Origin of the sequence: Brevibacterium ravenspurgense, from assembly GCF_001584615.1 — a bacterium.
GTDB lineage: Bacteria > Actinomycetota > Actinomycetes > Actinomycetales > Brevibacteriaceae > Brevibacterium > Brevibacterium ravenspurgense.
On the sequence record NZ_LQQC01000012.1, the window covers coordinates 94,537 to 110,231 of the forward strand.

Below are 15,695 nucleotides of genomic sequence, written 5' to 3' on the forward strand. Positions count from 1 at the left end.
AAGCTGTCGCCGCGGTCTGAATCTCGCGTCTAGTACTGCACCGTACAGGTAAAACGAATTTGGAAGCGAATGAGCTTTGTCTGTCGTACACTGTTCTCAGCGATTATACAGAAACTACTGTGCGCCAACCCCTCGCAGAGTTGCTGCTGAAGATGAGGCGGTGCGCTCTTGTGGAGTGAGAGAGGAGACGGCTTCGCCACGGCAGCGCGCGTCATCGTGCTGCACCGGCGGACGCACTATCATGCACCACGGAAGCGAATCGTCAGCGAGGCAGGAGCTTCCCCTTGGGCGTCGAATCTGGAAGGCAGTGCGGCGAGCTGGCATAGACGCCGGCATCTTCGCCTTCTTTCTGTGGTTCATGTCGCTTGCGCGCTACGACCTGGCTGTGGCCACTCCGCACTACTTCGGCATTTTCGTCAGCTCTGTCTTGGGATTCGCAACGATCTTCGCTGGCGAATTCTGGCTGCGTCTTCGCGGCCGATACGCTCGGGCATCGGCCGATGAGCTCATCGCCACGGCAGGGGTTATTACCGTTGCCTGTGGTTTGATCTACTTGGTCAGCGCATTCCAGCCCTATAGGCCGCTCGTGCCGCTCAGTTCGCCGGTGTCAGCTGCCGCCATGACCTTGCTGACGATCGCTTTCGTCAACTGGCTGCGCTCAGGACTGCGATACCGGCGGCGCTCGCGGTCTGATTCTGCACGGCTTGCGCTCATCATCGGAGCCGGTGCTCACGGCCAGCTCGCACTGCGGATCATTCGCGAAGACCCGCGTGAGGAATATGTCGCCGTCGGCTTGGTGGACGACGATCCGAACAAACGTCACCTGCGGATCGGCGGGGTGCGGGTGCTCGGCACTCTCGACGACCTCAGGGACGTCGTCGACCGCACAGGTGCCCAGTCGCTCGTGCTGGCGATTCCGTCCTTGGCCCCACAGCGGCTGGACACGATTCTTGCCTTCGCCGGTGAGCACAACATCGACGTGCGGGTGCTGCCGGAGCTTGACGGCGTCGACATTCGACGCAGAAAGGTGAAGAGCTCCTCTGCTGTGGCGCTGATGCCGGGCAGCTTCCGTGGAGTCGAGCTTGACGACCTCCTGGGCCGTCAGGCCATCACGACTGACGTCGAGGCGATCAGCGACTACATCGACGGTCGCACTGTCCTCGTCACGGGAGCCGGCGGATCAATCGGATCCTATCTGTGCTCGCAGCTTTCGCGTTTCGAACCCGGACGGCTGGTGATGACTGATCGCGATGAATCCGGGCTGCATGCCACAGAGCTCGTCCTCACTGGCAGCGCATCGCTGATGAGTGAGGACCTCATCTTGGGGGATCTGCGAGAGCGCCGCTTCATCAGATCGCTGATCTCCGATGTCAAACCCGACATCGTGTTCCATGCGGCGGCTCTCAAACACCTGACGTTCCTCGAGCGCTTTCCAGCCGAAGCGGTCAAGACGAATGTCGCGGCAAGCCTCGAGCTGCTGGAAGCGTGCCGCGACTTCGGTGTTGAGAACTTCGTCCACATCTCCACTGACAAAGCCGCTGATCCGCTCTCGACCCTGGGGGCATCGAAGTACCTCACTGAAAGGGCGGTCGCGGCAGTGGCCCGCGAAACCGGCCACCGATACATGTCGGTGCGCTTCGGCAATGTGCTCGGATCCCGCGGTTCAGTGCTGGGTACCTTTGTGACGCAGGTTTCGGCCGGCGGCCCCGTGACTGTGACAGCCCCCGGTGCAACTCGGTACTTCATGACGGCTGCTGAGGCCTGCGAACTCGTTCTGCAGGCCGGAGCCATCGGACGGCCCGGTGAGACACTCGTGCTCGACATGGGCGATCGCGTCTCCATCGAGGACCTCGCACGGCGGGTGATCGCGCTCAGCGGAAAGTCTGATGTCGAGATCGTCTATACCGGCCTGCGGCCGGGGGAGAAGCTGGCAGAAGCCCGGCTGGCACGAACGGAGAAGGACGAACGGCCGAATCACCCGCTCATCACGCAGGTGCCGATCGACCCTGTCGATCTCGACCGGGTCAACACGCTCATCGAGATGGTGCGGGGGAGTGCTGACCTTGACGCCCACTCGATTCGTCGGATGCTCGGCGAATTGGTCGGGACGTCGACCGATGGGTGGCCGGCGCTCGCATCCGAACGAGGGACACCATGATCGCCGTTCTGGCAGCCGGTGTAGTCACCTCTCTGGCAGTGACGCTGCTGGCAGCGGCGATCGTCATTCCCATCCTCAGATGCGCCGGTCTTGTCGACATCCCAACCGCGCGTTCCAGCCATCTGACTCCGGTCGCCCGCGGTGGTGGATTCGCAGTCGGGTGCGGAATAGCTGCTGGCAGTGTTGCTGCAGCATGGATCGGCACCTCGACCGGGGTGTTCACGACGCTGTCAGCGGCGCTCGTCATCGGCATATTCGTGGTCTTCACGTGGTGTTTCAGCATCCTGGGATTCATGGACGATATGGGCTCAATGTCCTCGGGTCTTCGCCTGGTGCTCCAGGTGCTGATCGCCGGTGCTTTCGCCACGCTGCTGTCCCTGTTTGACAACAGCGGAGTATTCGGGCTCGCAGCGGTCGCACTCGGTGTCGTGTTCATTGTCAACGGTGTCAACTTCATGGACGGCCTCAACGCGCTCACCAGTTCGTGGGCCGTGCTTGTTGGGGTCTGGTACTGCGTGCTCTTCGTCACCGTTGCTCAGCCGGCGGCCGCAGCCCTGTCGGCTGTGTTCGCCGCCGCCGCACTGGGATTCCTGCCCTACAACATCGGTCGCGCACGCGCGTTCCTCGGGGACGTCGGGAGTTACGGAGTTGGGGCGGCCGTGGCAGCTTTCGCGGTCTTTCTCTTTGTCAGCGGTGTCAGTCCGCTGGTGGTGGCCGCACCGATTGTGCTGTTGGTCTTCGACGTCAGCTGGACGCTGCTCAAGCGTCTGCTCGCCGGTGAGAACATCTTTCAAGCTCACCGGCGTCACATCTACCAGCAGACGCAGCAGCAGGGACTGAGCCATGAGCAGACGTCTGCTGCATACGCACTACTGAACGCCTGCGCGTGTCTCGCAACGATCCCAACGCTCCTCGTCGCCAATGAGCTCGCTGTGTGGGTCAGCGCGTTCATCCTGGTTTGCCTCATTGTTGTCTACTCGCGACTGCCCGTGCTGGCACGATGGTCGGTAGCGCGCAGAGCGGAAGCGGTGGCGCAATGAGAATCTTTCTGCTCACCCACTACTACGCGCCGGAGATCGGCGCTCCGCAGCGCCGTTGGCGAGAGCTGGTGACAGGAATGATCGCTGCGGGACACCAGGTGGCAGTCTGTGCTCCCGTGCCGCATTATCCGTATCGCTCTGCATCCGATGTAGGCGGTACAGATGAGAAGACGATGGTGTGGGCCGACGGGCCACACGGTGAGCGGCTGCTGCGACTGCCCTACTTGCCGACTTCTGGCTCTATGGCGGGTCAGCTCATTGATCAGTCGTGGTCATCGCTGTTCGCGGTGCGCGTGGCGGCCGCGATGCGGACAGCGAAGCCGGATGTGGTGATCTCAACAACTCCCGGTCTGCCGATGCTCTTCACCGGAGACATCGTGGCCAGGATGCTCGGTGTCCCGCATATTGCCGAGATCCGTGATGCCTGGCCTGATCTCATTGCTGACTCTTCTCTGGTGCGAACAGCCACCCGCGGTCTGCTGCCCGCGACTCTGACCGACTATGCGGAGGCGACCGCTATCCCGGCAGCCTTTCACTCGGTGATGAGACGCGCAGCTCACATTGTGGTGACCTCAGATGTCTTCGCTTCGCGGCTTAAAGCGGCCGGTCACACAGAGGTGACGGTGGTGCGGAACACCGCAGTCCCCTTTCGTCCGACTGCACAGCACCGGAAACGAGACGCTTCTTCTCCGCTGCGGTTGCTCTACGTCGGAACAGTGGGCCGGTCCCAGGGCCTCGAATCACTGGCGCGAGCTGTGACAGAACTTGGCGGGATCGAACTGACGATTGCCGGCGCAGGTGCCGCGCACAGATCCCTGCAGCAGTGGGCGGAAAGCTCATGGAGCACGTCCTGCGGGCGGTCCGATGGCCCCGCTATTCGTGTTCTTCCGCAGACCACAGGTGCTGAACTGGGGCATCTGTGGACGTGGGCCGACAGCGGCGTCGTCAGCCTAAGAGGACTCCCTTCCTTTGAATACACGGTTCCATCGAAGCTGTACACGCTGATGGCGCGGGGTATCCACATCACCGGAATCCTTGCGGGAGAGGCAGCAGGAATCGTCACCGACGCACAGGCCGGTCATGTCGTCGCGCCAGGCGATGAGTCGGGTCTGCGAGAGCTGTTGACAGCTATGCGCGACGGACGGGTAGACCTGACTCCCTCCGAGCGGGCACAGGAGTGGCTCGCTCAGCACGCGGCACCCGATGTTGCGCTCTCCCGGTACCTCAGCATCCTCGAAGGAGCCAGATGAGCATTTCGTTTATGTGCCGGCAGGGTGTAACTCTTCTTCGCGTGCTCGCCGAGCATATGGGAAGCGACCCGGTCTTCTTCGGTGTGCAGGTGTCGCGGCGGTTGCCGCGCACAGTCTCCAACGCCGTCGGCAGAGGCCTCCGTCGGCTTCCCTCGACCGTGTCCCAGACAGCGGGTCAGTGGCTGATGGGGGACGCTGCCGGAGCAGAGCAGTCGCTGCGTCGGCAGCTCTCGGCAGACCATCTCAGCGACATCCGAGCACGCGTGTTCGGGGAGTTCGCGCTCAGTCTGCGCATGCGCCGCGAGGCCGGACAATTCGCCGATCGGATACGCAGAGGCCGCAGGGCCAGAAACCTGCGCGCCCGCATTGAATGGCAGGCCGGACGCATGACCGAAGCGATCGGTCTTGCCGAAGAAGAGCGTCTGCAGTCTCGCCTTAAAGGAGAAGCGCAGGTCTTCCAGCCGGGATGGCGCCCTACCCTGCCGCAGAAGCTGCCGGAGATCCGCAGTCCGAAGGCCGACGTGCTCTTCGCGCTGACGAACTCGCTGCCGCACACCCAGTCGGGGTACACACTGCGATCGCACGCAGTGCTCACTTCGCTTCAGCGCCGTGGTCTGAGGGTGATTGGAGCCACTCGGACCGGGTACCCGGTGTCGGTCGGTCGCTTTTCATGGTCCGACCGCGACTGGATCGACGATATCGCCTACCTGCGCGACATCCCTTGGAATCAGGGGCGCACGATGGCTCAACGACTGAGCAAGCAAGCGGAATTCACTGCCGCACTTGCCGCTGCCAGCGGTACGCAGGTCATCCACACGACCTCGCACTTCGTAAACGGAGTTGCTGCGGCAGCCGCCGCCCGGAAGCTGAAACTGCCGTGGGTATATGAGGTCAGAGGGCTGCTCGAGGAGACGTGGGCCGCCTCGGCTGGTTTACCAGAGGAGCGTAAAGACGCTCGGCAGAGCGAACGCTATCGGCTCTTCCGAGCACGCGAAACGGAGATTGCCCTTCAGGCAAACCGGGTCGTCACCCTCGGGAGCACAATGGCCGCCGAACTGGTCAGCCGCGGAATCCCGCGGGAACGCATTCTGGTTGCGCCGAACGCGGTGAGCAGTGAAGTGCTGCGCCGGGACGCTGACCGGCCGCCTAGCGCTGTCCGCGCGGAGAACGGACTGCCCGCCGGCGGAGTGTGGGTGGGCACAGCGGCATCGATCGTCGGATACGAAGGGCTCGACACTCTCATCGACGCGGTCGCCGAGGCCAGGCGTGCCGGAACCGATTTGCGGGTGATGATCGTCGGTGATGGAGTCGAGCTGCCGGCTCTGCGGCAGCGTGCCGCATCGCTGGGAGACGCAGCCGTCTTGACAGGGCGCGTAGCCCAGCAGCAAGCTCACGAGCTCGTCACCGCGCTCGACATCTTTGCGGTGCCGCGGCGTGACGATCCGGTTTGCTCCCTCGTTACGCCGCTGAAGCCGGTTGAGGCTGCTGGCCTCGCCCGCCCCGTGGTGCTCAGCGACCTTCCCGCACTGACCGAAGCGCTGCCCGCAGAAGCACACACGGCGGTCGCTCCCGGGGATGTGACCCGCTGGGCTGAGGTGCTGTCGCGCTTGGCAGAGGATGAACAGACACGCAGGGACATGGGTCGCATCGGCCGCCGATTCGTAGAGCAACATCGCACATGGGATGCTGTAGGGCGTGCCTATACTGACATGTACCGTGAACTCGGGGTAGGAGGCTTGACGTGACGAAGTCGCTCTCCGCAGAAGCTGCTGCTCCGCCTTGGCGCAGTCCCATCACCGTTCCGTCATGGACGCTGAGCGAAGTGGGCAAGCGCGCTCCGCTGGGGACCTATTTCGGCCAGCTGTGGCAGCGCCGGCATTTCATTCTTGCGGAATCGCGCGCCAAGGTTGCCGGCGGTGCCCGACGCAACGTCCTCGGCAGTGTCTGGTTGCTGCTCAGCCCGCTGCTCAATGGACTGGGCTTCTTCCTCATCTTCGGATACGTGCTCAACACTTCACGCGGTATCGAGAACTTCATAGGCTTCCTGATTATCGGCGTGTTCTTCTTCCAGTTCACCATGCGCTCCGTCACTCAGGGGGCAAAGGCGATCCAAAGTGGGCAGTCGATGATCCGTGCGTTCAGCTTTCCGCGTGCTTCCCTGCCGATCGCCGTCATCGTGCGTGAGACAATGAACTTTGTTCCGACCTTCGTCGTCATGCTGGTGATCATCCTCGCTTTCCCACCAGCCGAGACCATCACGTGGCGAGTAGTGCTCGTTGTTCCCTGCTTTATCATGCAGATCTGCTTCGCCCAGGGATGCGCCTTCATTGCAGCACGCCTGTGTCACCAGGTACCGGACTTCATCAACGTCATCCAGGTGGCTGCCCGCTTCTGGCTCTACGCTTCCGGTGTGTTCTTCTCAGTCGACAGGTTCGTGGACACGCCCGTGCTGGCTGCGATCATGAAGATCAACCCGATGTACTCCTATCTTCAGATCGTGCGGAATTCCCTCCTCTACGGGCTCGATTCCCCCGCGTGGATGTGGATGCTCGTTTTCGGCTGGGGTATCGCGGCCCTCATTTTGGGCTTCTTGTACTTCTACTTCGGAGAGGAGAAGTATGGGCAGCCTTGAGTCCCGTGGGCGTCATGCGGCAGTTGTGGTGGATGATGTGCACATCAGCTATTCCGTGCCGGTGAGCAACCAGTGCGGGCGCCTTGCACGAGTGCAACAGAAGATTCTCGGAAGCGGTCGAAAACAGAAGGTTCATGCCCTCCGCGGTGTCAGTTTGGTTGCCCGCAAAGGCGAATTCATTGGTCTGATCGGTGCCAACGGCTCCGGGAAGTCGACCCTGCTGCGGCTGATTGCCGGTGTAGAAAGACCGGACGAAGGCCAGATCCTTGCCCGAAGCCAACCTACGCTGCTCGGGGTCAACGCAGCTCTGCAACCGGCGCTCTCAGGCGCAGACAACGTGCGCCTCGGTTGCCTTGCGATGGGCATGACACCGCAACAGGCAGAGGCCGTCTTCGACGAAGTCGTTGAGCTCTCCGCTCTGGAAGACTCGATCTATCGACCAATGGGCTCCTACTCTTCGGGTATGGCGGCCCGTCTGCGATTCGCCATCGCGGTTGCAAACCGACCGTCGATCTTGCTCATCGACGAAGCGCTGTCAACCGGTGACGCAACTTTCGCGCAGCGCAGCTCCGAGGCGATGGATCAGATGCTCGAGAACGCCGGGACAGTCTTCCTCGTCAATCACGCAGCGAAGGTGATTCAAGAAATGTGCTCGCGTGCCATCTGGCTGCACGAGGGGCAGATCATTATGGACGGTCCGGCTGACGAGGTGGCGGAGAAGTACCGCTGGTGGGCGTGGAATATTGCCAAAGGTGAAGACGAAACCGCCGAACGACTTCTGGAAAAGGCCATCGCAGAAGGTGACCCGGAGGTCGTTGAGGTGCTCCAGGATGCACCGATGGAAATGCTGCAACCACGTCATTTCTCAGGTGTGAAAAGGTTCCGCCCTAGTCGGCATGTGCGGGATGAAGAAGGCCATAGGTCAGTCTCCGTACCAGAGCGTGCCACGCGGAGCTGAAAGCGGAACATGGAGGACACGGAACAGCTGCAGGTTGCGGTATTCGGATCGTGTGTCAGCAGAGACACGTGCGAGTATCTGCCCTCTGCCGATGTCGCACCGTACGTGGCACGGCAGTCTGCAATAGTGCACTTGAATCCGGCCGGTGCCCGTCGCTGGTCCGATGAAGCACTCAACTCTGCGTTCCAAGCCAAAATGTTCAACGGTGACATGGAAGCTGACGCTGTAGAGCGGCTGCTGGAAGCCGAACCTGATGTACTGCTCATCGATTTGGTCGACGAACGGCGCGGAGTGTGGGTTTTTCCCGACGGCACCTACCTGACCAATTCGGTTGAGGCCTTCCGCACGGGGGTGGATGATTGGGCGCCCAGAGAAGGCGGCCGCCTCATCCCATTCGGCTCTGATGAGCATTTCCGCCTCTGGTCAGCGGGCTTCGCGTCGGTGATGCGACGACTCCAGGCCGAAAGCTCGGCTTTGACGTTCTTCATTGATCTCGATTGGGCTGAACTCATCGACGACGTTAACCCGTCACACGGCTTAGTCGCCTTTGGCGGGCGAGCCGTTCGCCGACTCCGGCGCGGGCTGCGCACGGCGCTGCGTGATGTGCGCGAGGGAGACTACAGGGCGATGCTCCGCGACCTGTGTGTTCCACCCGCGACGGAACGGGAAAAGCTGCGGCGCGAGGCTCGGCGGGCGAACCGGCAGTTCCGACGGTATCGACAATTCGCACAGTCTCGCATTGACGGAGTGCATATCAGGCGACAGGCAGATGATCTGCGGATGTCGACTGCGAATCAGTGGGGAACCGCTCCCTATCACTACAGAGCCGCTGACTATCAATCTATTGCAGACGAGATCGTGAACTCAATCGAAAGGAAGAAGGGTGGATTTCTGTGATTGATCAGAGAATCCCGGTCATGGTCGTATATGGAACTCGACCGGAAGCCATCAAAGTTGCTCCGGTCATCCGGGTGTTGGAAGCCTCTGAGCAGCTGCGTCCGATCTCGGTCGTCACAGCACAGCATCGTGAGATGCTCGACCAGGTGAACCGCGTCTTCGGCATCACCCCTGATGTTGATCTAAACCTCATGCGTGCCGGCCAGACGCTGAATGAGATCGCTGCTGGTGTTATCGCGAAGATGGATGCCGTCTATGCTGAGCATCGACCTGCCGCTGTCCTGGTGCAGGGTGATACCACAACGGTGATGGGCGCGGCCGTTGCAGCATTCAACCGCGAGATACCCGTGGTCCACCTGGAGGCGGGCCTGCGCAGCGGTAACATTATGTCTCCGTTCCCGGAGGAGGCGAATAGGAAGCTTGTATCGCAGATCGCTCGACTGCACCTTGCGCCGACAGAAAAGTCGAAGAACAACCTGCTGGCTGAGGGAATCGCGTCCGACAGCATCGTCATGACCGGCAACACCGTGATCGATGCGCTGCAGTGGGCAGTCAAGCAGCCCGCTGAGTTCTCTGAGGCAGCGGTGACTGAGCTCTACGACTCGTCCCGCCGTGTTGTGCTCCTGACCGCTCACCGCAGAGAGAACCTCGGAGAGGGAGTTAACAACATCGGGGCCGCTGTCAGCGCAATAGCCCGCAAACACCCAGACGTGTCCATTGTGTGGCCAGCGCATCGGAATCCGGCAGTCCGCGGGGCCATCGAACCCCATATCCGCGGTCTCGACAACGTTCTCATGATCGAGCCCGTGGGTTACGGCGAGTTCTCGCACTTGATCGCCCGTTCGCATGTGGTCTTGACCGATTCGGGTGGTCTTCAGGAAGAAGCGCCGACCCTGGGCAAACCGGTTCTCGTGATGCGTGAGAATACGGAGCGTCCCGAAGCCGTCGAGGCGGGCACGGCGCGGCTCATCGGCACCGAACCCGATCGGATTGAATCCGAGGTTAACCGTCTGCTCGAAGACGCCGATGCCTACCGGGAGATGTCGGAGGCGATTAATCCCTTCGGCGACGGCACAGCTGCGAAGCAGAGCGTCGTGGCGATCAAAAAGATGCTCACCTCAGCGGGGTAGGAAGCAGGCTGACGGCTCGTCTATCGGTGTCAGGTTTACCACACTGGACCATTATCCGGTGCCTGAGTCGTGCCACGTGGCCGACCTCGAGCGAAACCCGGCGGAACTCAGGCGCTGGTACTGCACCAGGACCTGTAGAGTCCCGGGTCCGCTCCTGCCTCAATTAAGAACGGAGCCCAGAAAGCGCTATGTCGAGTTCGAGGAGGGCGGTCTGTTAGATCGTTGCAATGGTCCGGTTGGAGTCCTGCTCGCTGCAACGCGCATGCGCACCGATCCGTCGCCGACGAAGGCGTCGGCGCATGCTCTCACCATTGACGGTTAGGTCGGCTGTTCGGCACCGATCGTTCGATTGACCGTGCCAAGGGTGGAGTCAGCACATCAGAGCCCGTCGAGGTTGCCAAAACAAGAGGGTTGTATTAATTTTCGGCGACGAATCCCGCCTGAACCGAACGGCGACCGCAACTACGACGTGTCGACGTTACCGCAGACGGGTCGGAGCGGCGGACACAGTCCTACAAATGAGAGCACCTTTCTTTCATGCCCGCTAACCGGCCCGAAGAGCTTGACAGCTTCCGCCTAGAGATCTGTTCGTGAAAGTGCCTGGGTAGGAGGTGGGCAGCCACCATCAGTCTGCTCAACGGGTTCATTGATCAAGTAGGAGCACAGGTAGCATCGATATTCGACACTGCATGTGAGTGGTGGCGCAACTGGCGTTCGGGCGATAACGGTCGAGCGTGCAGGGAAAGAGTGGTTTGCCGCAGGGGCGGCAGGGGCTCACATAGTCGCGTTGTGGTCTCGGGTGCGGCGAATATCATTTGAAGTTAGCCCATGGTCATCGACCCTGAAGATGTGACAACGATCACCGTCAAGGTTAACCGATGGGGCTGCTTCGGTCCTCTAGCGGGGTAGTCGTTGGAACGACTTGGTTTCAGCAACGCGAGTTGTCTGGGCTGGTAAACGACTGTTGACGAATGGGCTCGCGCCTACTATGAGGAACTAGCTCTATCATTATTCGGAAAGACTCTGAAGACTGTATGCCGTCAGAAGTCAGGCAGCCGCCATCGACGATTCAGAGGTCAACAGCTCCCAATACCTTTGGAACGAGTAGGACAATCAATGACGCAAGAAATGTCGAACGATATTTTTGAGGATGCTCCGGAGCGCCGCCAGCGGCCTCGACGCAAGCCTCGCCGAACCGGCAGGAAGATTCTCTTCGGGCTCCTCGTCCTCGTTCTCGTTGTTGTCGCCGGCATCGGCGGCTACGCCTGGTACGTCGGTCGGACCTTCGACAAGAACGCCAACAGCTTGACTGACGAGCAGGTCTTCGGCAAGAAGACGCCCCCGCCGGTCGACGGTGGCGCCATGAACATCCTGATCCTCGGCGCCGACGAACCCATGAACCAGGCGGACTTCGAGAACTCGCGTGGTCTGCGCTCAGACAGCATCATGGTCGGTCACGTTCCAGCAGACCGCTCCAGCATGCAGTTCATGTCAATCCCGCGTGACTCCTGGGTCGATATCGAGGGCCACGGCAAAGCGAAAATCAACGCTGCCCTGTCCTACGGAGGCCTGCCGCTGGCAGTCAGCACCATCGAAGAGTTCATCGGTGCGCCGATCCACCACGTTGCGATGATCGACTTCGAAGGCTTCAAACTGCTCACAGACTCAGTGGGCGGCGTCGACGTCCAATCACCAAAGGCATTTTCAAGCGGTGGTCACAGCTTCACCGAGGGAACGAACCACCTCAACGGTGAACAAGCGCTGGCTTTCGTGCGCGCACGCAAACCATTCGCTGACGGCGACTTCCAACGCGCCCGCAACCAGCAGGAATTCATGTCCTCCCTGTTCGGCAAGCTCCTCACCGCCGATACGCTGTCCAACCCGAACAAAGTCACCGGCATGATCCGTGACTTCTCGCCGTACATGTACCTGGATTCAGGCCTGCGCTCGTCTTCGATCTCTCGGTACGCGCTGTCGATGCGCGATATCCGCAGCGACGACATCGACTTCTTCACCGCACCGACCGCGGGTGTCGGCCGATCATCAGACGGCCAATCAATCATCAACGTCGACGAAGAAGAACTCGAAAACGTCCGCAAGGCCTTCAAAGACGACACCGTAGAGGACTACGCGGCGAACGCCGACCAACAGCACCCGTGACAACCTCACCTAAGACCCGAATCTTCAGAGCTGGAATCGCCTCAGCGCTTGCCGTCACCCTCCTCGTTTCGGGCTGTACCAACGGGAAGACGCGCAGCGGCTCAGAAACAACGAGTCAGGAAAACACGGCCAAGACGGCCGCGCCCTTTGTGCAGGATCTCGACTCTGATGCGCCCAGCCCCGCACCAGTGGGCGTGGACGTCAGTGAGAATCCCGCGAACACGACGCTGTCAGCTGACAACATCGGCATTTCCTTCGAAGCTACGGACCTGACCGATCCACGATGGGACCCGGACGCGGGGAACCTCGATGAGGTGCTGGCTGCACTCGGCAGCCCCGGCCTGCGATTCGGAGGCAACCAGCTGGACCGCGGCATGTTCTGGACCTCGTCGGGGGAGCGGCCGCCAGATGGCAAAATCGCCGTGACTCCAGAGGACCTCAACCGCGTTGCGCGCACGGTCGAAAAGGTCGGCGCGAGTGTGACACTCGGCATCCCCCTGGGAGACTATGACCCAGAGCGCGGCGCCGACATGGTCGCCCACGCGAAGAAAGCCTTCGGTGCCCACCTGCTGGCAGTGTCGATTGGGAACGAACCCAACGGATTCACCGCCGACCACCGCGAGGGACTTAAGATCCGCGACGCCGCAGAGTGGGACGAAGGTGCCTACCTCAAACAAGTCAAGGCATACCGCTCAGCCATCCAACAGCGCGTCGGCGACGATGTCCGGCTCGTGGGCCCCGGCGTGGCCGAAGGCTCATGGATGACGGCGTTCCTGGACGCCGGATTCGACGAAACCGCAGCCTTGAGCCAGCACTGGTACGCCACCTACGAATGCACATCGGACAAGGTCCCCGGGCGCGGGCCCGAATGGGAGAACCTTGTCAGCCCGCTGGTCCACGACAGCGCCGAACGCCTCCTGTCGATCGGCCTGGACAAAGCCGAGGCCGCCGAAATTCCCCTGTGGGTCGAGGAGACCGGGCCCACCAGCTGCCCGGGAACCAACGACACGTCCCGCACCCACGCCTCGGCGCTGTGGACTGTCGACTACGTGCTCCACGCCGCCGAAATGGGTGTCGAGCGAATGAACATGCACTCTATGCTCGGCGCCTGCAAGGGCGGAGCGCCGATGTCCGTGGTCTGCTCAGCAGAAGGCACCGGAGAAGACGGTGACGGGGAAGTGCTGACCCAGCCGAACTTCCAGGGCCTGCGGTTGGCCGAAATCGGTGTGGGCGGAACGTTCCACGATGTCGCGGTCTCCGGCAAGGAGGCTTACGCCTACGCCGTGCGCACTGAGGGCTCATTCATTGTCACCATCGTCAACAACGCCGACGCCGCCAAGTACGGCAGCCGCGAGGTGACCGTCACCGTCCCCGAGGGGTTCACCGCCAAGCGCGCTGCACAGATCCACGCACCTTCAAACGCTGCTCAGAGCAAAACCCGGTACCGCGAACTAGCCGAATTCGCAGACTCCGGCAGCGGTGTGAAGACCGCCGAAGACGGGCGGCTGGTCATCGACATCGCCCCGAGCACCGCGACGACGATCGAGTTCGTGCACGGCTGAGGGACTGAGAAACCACCGCAAATACGAGGCGCCGCTCACCGAAAAGGTGAGCGGCGCCTCGTGTTTGGGGTTAGGTGGATCACAAGTCGGCGCAAAGTCTTGCTATCCTTAACGGAACCTGAGCGGCCTGTAAATAAACACTGAATGTGGTCGCTGCATTGGTCTGACCGCCCCACCGGGCGGTTCGCAACGAAAGGATGGCTTCATGGCCGTAAAGAAGCGCGCGGCGGGACTTGTTGCCGCAGCTGCCGCCCTCGCACTGGGGCTGAGCGCATGCTCGTCGTCGACCACCGGCGGTTCGGACTCCGGTGAAGGCGGCGCACTGAGCGTCGGCACCACCGACAAGGTCACCGTGCTCGACCCGGCAGGTTCGTACGACAACGGTTCGTTCTTCGTCATGCAGCAGGTGTTCCCGTTCCTCATGGAATACAAGCCCGGAACGTCGGAAATCCGCGAGGGAATCGCGGAATCTGCTGACTTCGTCAAGCCGAACGAATACGAAGTCAAGCTCAAGAAGGACCTCAAGTTCGCCAACGGCAACGACCTGACTGCCTCGGACGTCAAGTTCAGCTTTGAGCGCCAGACCAAGATCCAGGACCCCAACGGCCCGGCTTCGCTGCTGACCGCAATCGAATCGATTGACACCCCGGACGACCACACCGTCGTCTTCAAGCTGAACCGCGAAAACGACCAGACGTTCCCGCTGGTTCTCGCCGGCCCCGCCGGTCCGGTCGTCGACGAAGACGTCTTCGCTGCTGACGCCATCACGAAGGACGACGAAATCGTCAAGGGCAAGGCATTCGCCGGTCCCTACGAAATCTCGACCTACAAGTTCAACGAACTGGTCACCTACAAGAAGTACGACGGCTACAACGGCGGCGGTGACGAGGCCAAGAGCGCCGAAGTGCAGATGAAGTACTACTCCGACGCGAACAACATGAAGCTCGACGTCGAAAAGGGCAGCATCGACGTTGCCTACCGTTCGCTGTCGCCCACGGACATCGCAGACCTCGAGGGCAAGGACAACCTGACCGTCCACAAGGGCCCCGGCGGCGAAATCCGCTACATCGTGTTCAACTTCGACACGATGCCCCACGGTGCCAAGTCGGAAAACCCGGACGAAAAGAAGGCCCTGGCTATCCGCCAGGCCATGGCATCCTCGATTGACCGCGCGGCCATCGCCAAGGACGTCTACAAGGACACCTACCAGCCGCTGTACTCCTACGTGCCCGAAGGCATGCAGGGTGCAAACGAATCGCTCAAGGGCCTCTACGGTGACAAGCAGGGCGGCGCTGACGCAGATGCAGCCAAGAAGTTCCTCGAAGACGCCGGTGTGGAAACCCCGGTCAACATCAAGCTGCAGTACAATCCGGACCACTACGGTCCGTCGTCCGGCGACGAATACGCCGCTGTGAAGAAGCAGCTGGAAGACACCGATCTGTTCAAGGTCGACCTGCAGTCGACGGAATGGGTGCAGTACGCCAAGGACCGCAGCAACGACGTCTACCCGATGTACCAGCTGGGCTGGTTCCCGGACTACTCCGACGGTGACAACTACCTGGTTCCGTTCTTCTACAACACAGAAGAAGAACCGGCGTTCCTGGCCAACCACTTCCAGGACGACAGCATCAACAAGAAGCTGCTCGAACAGGTTTCCCAGCCCGACGCCGGCAAGCGCGAACAGCTGATCAGCGACATCCAGGACGACCTGGCCAAGCAGCTGCCCACGCTGCCGCTGCTGCAGGGCAACCAGATCGCCGTTGCGGACAAGAACGTGAAGGGCGTTGACGAAACGCTCGACCCGTCGTTCCAGTTCCGCCTGTCGATGCTGAGCAAGTAATCGCTGAAGAGTGAGGCCGCCGCTGACACTTGATGGACGCGGCGGCCTCGCTCGATCCTCAGGCCCGT

Annotated in this window: 11 protein-coding genes; all 11 read left to right on the forward strand. The window is 61.4% G+C overall.

Features of this window, described 5'->3' with window-relative positions; all coding sequences use genetic code 11:
* The first annotated feature begins 307 nt into the window (after positions 1–307).
* The 11 genes from Bravens_RS09080 (at position 308) to Bravens_RS09130 (ending at position 15,627) form a co-directional block, all read left to right on the forward strand.
* On the forward strand, positions 308–2,158 hold the full coding sequence (locus Bravens_RS09080) for a polysaccharide biosynthesis protein (RefSeq protein WP_062022654.1): 1,851 nt from the start codon (positions 308–310) through the stop codon (positions 2,156–2,158).
* A complete protein-coding gene (locus Bravens_RS09085; RefSeq protein WP_062022657.1) occupies positions 2,155–3,198 on the forward strand; it encodes an MraY family glycosyltransferase in 1,044 nt (347 codons plus the stop codon). The genes Bravens_RS09080 and Bravens_RS09085 overlap by 4 nt, the downstream gene beginning before the upstream one ends.
* On the forward strand, positions 3,195–4,448 hold the full coding sequence (locus Bravens_RS09090) for a glycosyltransferase family 4 protein (RefSeq protein ID WP_167346408.1): 1,254 nt from the start codon (positions 3,195–3,197) through the stop codon (positions 4,446–4,448). Before Bravens_RS09085 ends, Bravens_RS09090 begins: the two co-directional genes overlap by 4 nt.
* The gene (locus Bravens_RS09095; RefSeq protein ID WP_062022663.1) at positions 4,445–6,193 is read left to right on the forward strand and encodes a glycosyltransferase family 4 protein; all 1,749 of its coding nucleotides are present in this window, start codon (positions 4,445–4,447) and stop codon (positions 6,191–6,193) included. The genes Bravens_RS09090 and Bravens_RS09095 overlap by 4 nt, the downstream gene beginning before the upstream one ends.
* Entirely contained in the window at positions 6,190–7,080 is an 891-nt protein-coding gene (locus Bravens_RS09100; RefSeq protein ID WP_062022666.1) for an ABC transporter permease, read from the forward strand. Before Bravens_RS09095 ends, Bravens_RS09100 begins: the two co-directional genes overlap by 4 nt.
* Positions 7,067–8,038, forward strand: coding sequence for an ABC transporter ATP-binding protein (locus tag Bravens_RS09105; RefSeq protein ID WP_082791111.1), 972 nt, complete (start codon positions 7,067–7,069; stop codon positions 8,036–8,038). The genes Bravens_RS09100 and Bravens_RS09105 overlap by 14 nt, the downstream gene beginning before the upstream one ends.
* 9 nt (positions 8,039–8,047) lie before the next feature.
* On the forward strand, positions 8,048–8,935 hold the full coding sequence (locus Bravens_RS09110) for a DUF6270 domain-containing protein (protein WP_062022668.1): 888 nt from the start codon (positions 8,048–8,050) through the stop codon (positions 8,933–8,935).
* 20 nt (positions 8,936–8,955) lie between these two features.
* Positions 8,956–10,065: a non-hydrolyzing UDP-N-acetylglucosamine 2-epimerase gene (wecB, locus tag Bravens_RS09115; protein WP_082791132.1), complete on the forward strand. Its 1,110-nt coding sequence runs from the start codon at positions 8,956–8,958 to the stop codon at positions 10,063–10,065.
* Positions 10,066–11,193: 1,128 nt separating this feature from the next.
* On the forward strand, positions 11,194–12,225 hold the full coding sequence (locus tag Bravens_RS09120; protein WP_244878150.1) for an LCP family protein: 1,032 nt from the start codon (positions 11,194–11,196) through the stop codon (positions 12,223–12,225).
* Entirely contained in the window at positions 12,222–13,787 is a 1,566-nt protein-coding gene (locus tag Bravens_RS09125) for a hypothetical protein (protein ID WP_062022675.1), read from the forward strand. Before Bravens_RS09120 ends, Bravens_RS09125 begins: the two co-directional genes overlap by 4 nt.
* A 205-nt stretch (positions 13,788–13,992) precedes the next feature.
* Positions 13,993–15,627 carry an ABC transporter substrate-binding protein gene (locus Bravens_RS09130; RefSeq protein WP_062022677.1) on the forward strand — a complete coding sequence of 545 codons (1,635 nt, stop codon included), beginning with the start codon at positions 13,993–13,995 and terminating at the stop codon, positions 15,625–15,627.
* Positions 15,628–15,695: the final 68 nt, after the last annotated feature.